Annotated in this window: 2 protein-coding genes; both read right to left on the bottom strand. The window is 54.0% G+C overall.

The features are described 5' to 3' along the window. Positions 1-26: 26 nt before the first annotated feature. Positions 27-1,856: a DEAD/DEAH box helicase gene (locus A918_RS0108545; RefSeq protein ID WP_022710662.1), complete on the bottom strand. Its 1,830-nt coding sequence runs from the start codon at positions 1,854-1,856 to the stop codon at positions 27-29. A gap of 349 nt (positions 1,857-2,205) precedes the next feature. Further along, positions 2,206-4,281, bottom strand: a 2,076-nt coding sequence (gene polA / locus A918_RS0108540) for a DNA polymerase I (RefSeq protein ID WP_022710661.1), incomplete at its 5' end; no start/stop codon positions are given.

The raw sequence follows: 4,281 nt of genomic DNA, 5'->3' as shown, positions 1-4,281 counted from the left end.
GCGGGGGGTTCTTCAAAGCTTAGATATCAGCGGGAGAATTTGCGGTCGCCGCCTTCACGCGGCTTGCGCGGGCCTTTTGGCTTATCGCCGTAAGGCTTGCCTTCGCCGCCTTTAAAGCGGGACTTACCTTTCGGTGCGCCCCAGCCCGGCTTATCGTCGCCGCCACGCTTATCAAAGCGGCGTTCACCACCGCGATCAGAACGCGGGCCACGGCTTTCCTGTTCCGGCGCAGTTGAAGTACGGATCACCAGACCTTTTTCGCCGGTACCCTGTTCTTCAACAGTCGCGAAATATTCCTTGGCTTTTTCGCTGTTAATCTCGAAACGGGTTTCGTTTTCAAGAATACGGATCGCACCGACATCACCCTTGGAAACCTGACCAGCTTTACAGATCAGCGGCAATATCCATTTCGGATCGGCACGATGTTTGCGACCAGCCGACAGTGTAAACCATGCACCGCCATTGAAGGAGGAACGGTCTTCACGCGGAGCACGCTCGGAGCGTTCACCGCGCTCGCGTGCCGGTGCACCCAAGGCGCGTACCGGACCTTCAGAAACATCTTCCGGTGCCGGACGGCTTTCGATTTCACGACGCAAATAAGCAGCTGCGATCTGTTCAGGCGTATAACGGGCCTGCAATTCGCGCATCAGTTCCTGCATGTCTTCAGGAATCTCATCGCTGAGGCGTTCGTTGCTGAGGATAACCTCACGAACTTTTTCCTGAACCGCATTAATGGTCGGCGCTGCAATGCTCTTGGCATCCAGACGTGTCATTTGCAGCAGACGCTCAGCCGAACGGCGGCGGGAGAAAGGAACCACCAGAATACAGGTGCCCTTACGGCCTGCACGACCGGTACGACCGGAGCGGTGCAGCAGTGTTTCACCGTTATTCGGCAGATCGGCATGAATAACCAGATCAAGATTTGGCAGATCAATACCGCGTGCAGCAACGTCTGTTGCTACGCAAACACGGGCACGACCATCACGCATGGATTGCAGCGCATTGGTACGTTCAGCCTGTGACAATTCACCGGACAGCGCCACAACCGAGAAACCACGATTGCTCAGACGGCTTGCCAGATGCTTCACACCTTCACGGGTGGAGGCAAAGATAATGGTGTTGACATTATCATAGTACAACAGCGTGTTGATGATCGCGTTTTCGCGCTCATGCGGCGGCACAATCATCGCCTGATAAGTAATATCGGCATGTTTTTCATGGGACGCAGTGGCAGTGATACGCAATGCATCTTTCTGGAAACGCTTGGCAAGCAAAGCAATGGATTTGGAAACCGTTGCCGAGAACATCAGTGTACGGCGATCTTCCGGTGCTTCACCGAGGATGAATTCCAGATCTTCGCGGAAACCGAGATCAAGCATCTCATCGGCTTCATCAAGCACAACGGCACGCAGATCAGACATGTTCAGCGCACGGCGGGTAATATGATCGCGCAGGCGACCCGGTGTACCCACGATAATATGTGCACCGCGCTCCAGATTGCGGCGTTCAGTACGGATATCCATACCACCAACGCAAGTGGTGATACGGGCACCCGTTGGTGCGTAGAGCCATTCCAGCTCACGGGCAACCTGCAAAGCCAGTTCGCGTGTCGGGGCAATAATCAGAGCCAATGGCGCACGCGGGGCTTCCAGACGATCTCCCTGTTCAAGCAGATCAGGCGCCATGGCAATACCAAAAGCAACAGTTTTACCGGAGCCGGTCTGAGCAGAAACCAGCAGATCGCGACCGTCATTGTCAGGCGTCAGCATAGCTTCCTGAACGGAGGTCAGTTCCTCATAGCCACGAGCTGTGAGCGCACCGGCAAGGGCAGGTGCAATAGTAGAAGGCAAGGTCATGAATGACTTTCAGCAATGGCTCACCCACGCATCAACTGGCCCCGACATTATTTGCCCTGAAGTTTCAGAAGCAAATGTCCCATCCCTGGCTTCATTCATGATGAAACGGCAAAAAGCCGTATACCATGCTTTCACACATCCGTGACCGGTAACGTAAATAAGCAAACAACAATAAGTGATGATGCTGCGCTACGTAAAGGCGAATGACATTGAGGTCAACCTGCAACGGGCGATTGTTACAATCTATTCCGCACAGAAGACCAGTCTTTCGCTTTTTAAGGCGCTTATGTTGCAAAACCGGAGTTTTGCAACATGTTCTGGTGCCTCTTACTGCATTAACTGCATAAGATCAATGCGCCTCATCCCAGTTTTGTGCAGCCCGAGCATCAACCTGCAACGGTACTGTCATTGAAACTGCAGGCATTGCCGCATTGATCATAACCTCACGCACCACCTCAATAGTATGCTCAACCTGCGCATCTTCAACCTCGAAGATCAGTTCGTCATGCACCTGCAACAGCATTTGCGCATCGAGTTTCGCGTCTGCCAGTGCCGGTTCCATGCGGATCATCGCGCGACGAATAATATCCGCTGCCGAACCCTGAATAGGCGCATTAATCGCAGCCCGTTCATTAAACGCCCGCACCTGCGGATTACTGGCTTTGATCTCCGGATAATGAATACGGCGGCCGAAAATGGTTTCGACATAGCCTTGTTCACGCGCAGCAGCTTTGGTCGCCTCCATATAATCTTTAATGCCGGGGAAACGCTCAAAATAGGTACGGATATAGGAACTTGCCTCTTCACGCGGGATCGACAGCTGATTGGCAAGACCAAAGGCCGAAATACCGTAAATAATACCGAAATTAATCGCTTTAGCACGGCGGCGTACTTCTGACGGCATGCCCTCTACCGGCACGCCGAACATTTCAGAGGCCGTCATTGCGTGAATGTCTATACCGTCATCAAAGGCTTTTTTCAGCTGCGCAATATCCGCAACATGCGCGAGTACACGCAGTTCAATCTGACTATAATCGGCAGAGATCAGCTTTTTACCCTGCGGCGCCACAAAGGCGGTGCGGATTTTGCGACCTTCAGCGGTGCGCACCGGAATATTCTGCAGGTTCGGTTCCGACGAGGACAGACGTCCTGTGGTCGTTACCGCCATAGAATAAGATGTATGCACCCGCTTAGTTTCAGGGTGAATATAACCGGGCAATGCATCCGTATAGGTGGATTTGAGCTTGGTAAGCTGGCGCCAGTCCACAATCTTGCGCGGCAGCTCATGGCCTTCCGCCGCCAGATCTTCCAGCACCTGCGCAGAGGTCGACCACTGGCCGGTCTTGGTTTTTGAACCACCCGGCAGGCCGAGTTTGCCAAACAGAATATCGCCAAGCTGCTTCGGTGAGCCGATATTCATCTTTTCACCGGCAAGCGTATAAATCTCATCTTCAATAGCCGCAGCCGATTGCGCCAGATCACCGGAAAGGCGGGAGAGAATTTGGCGGTCAACGCTGACACCGCGCTCTTCCATCCGCGCCAGCACTTCAACCAGCGGGCGTTCCAGCCGCTCATAAACTGAGGCCATACCATCGGCGGCCAGACGCGGTTTCAGCACCTGCCACAGGCGCAATGTGACATCGGCATCTTCCGCACCATAGGCGATGGCGCGGTCAATCGGCACCATGTCAAAAGTCACGGCCGATTTTCCGGTACCCGCTACTTCCTTATAAGGGATTGTTGTGTGCCCAAGCCAGCGTTCTGCCAGCACATCCATGCCATGGGTGCCGGTACCGGCATCCAGCGCATAGGACAGCAGCATCGTGTCGTCAAAACGCGCAATATTAATGCCGAGACGATGCATGACCAGCCAGTCATATTTCATATTCTGGGCAATGATCAGCACTGACGGATCTTCCAGCAGCCGCTTTAGTTCTGCAAGGGCTGCATTCAGCGGAATTTGCCCTTCAATCAGCCCGCCTCCGAGCAGATCACCCTGACCGGATTTATGTGTCAGCGGCACGTAACAGGCTTTGCCTGCCGCCAAGGCCAGCGAGAAACCGACCAGCTCGGCCTGCATCGGATCAAGCGAGGTTGTCTCGGTGTCAAAAGCCACAAAACCCTGATCAATCGCCTGATCGATCCAGTCTTTCAGCGCCGCAATATCGGTAATGCCAACATAAGCAGAATGATCGATCTTGTCAGAAGTGCCTTGCGCTTTGCGTGCTTCCACCAGAGCCTGCGGCCGCATCAGCTGGCCGTTGTTTTCTGCACTTATAGTCGCGGCTATTTTTTCCGGTGCGGAAGTTTCAGCAACATCTGTGCCGCGATCAAGATCGGGACCGCGTGCTTCCGCACCCCATTCTGTCTCCACAGTAATCGGCTCAATTTCCGCCGCAACCGTATCTGTGGCCTCAGCCACACG

The sequence above is a fragment of the Pseudochrobactrum sp. AO18b genome (genome assembly GCF_000409565.1).
Classification (GTDB): Bacteria; Pseudomonadota; Alphaproteobacteria; order Rhizobiales; family Rhizobiaceae; genus Pseudochrobactrum; species Pseudochrobactrum saccharolyticum.
The sequence above is the reverse complement of the archived record's forward strand: the minus strand, read 5'-3'. Positions and strand labels throughout refer to the sequence as shown.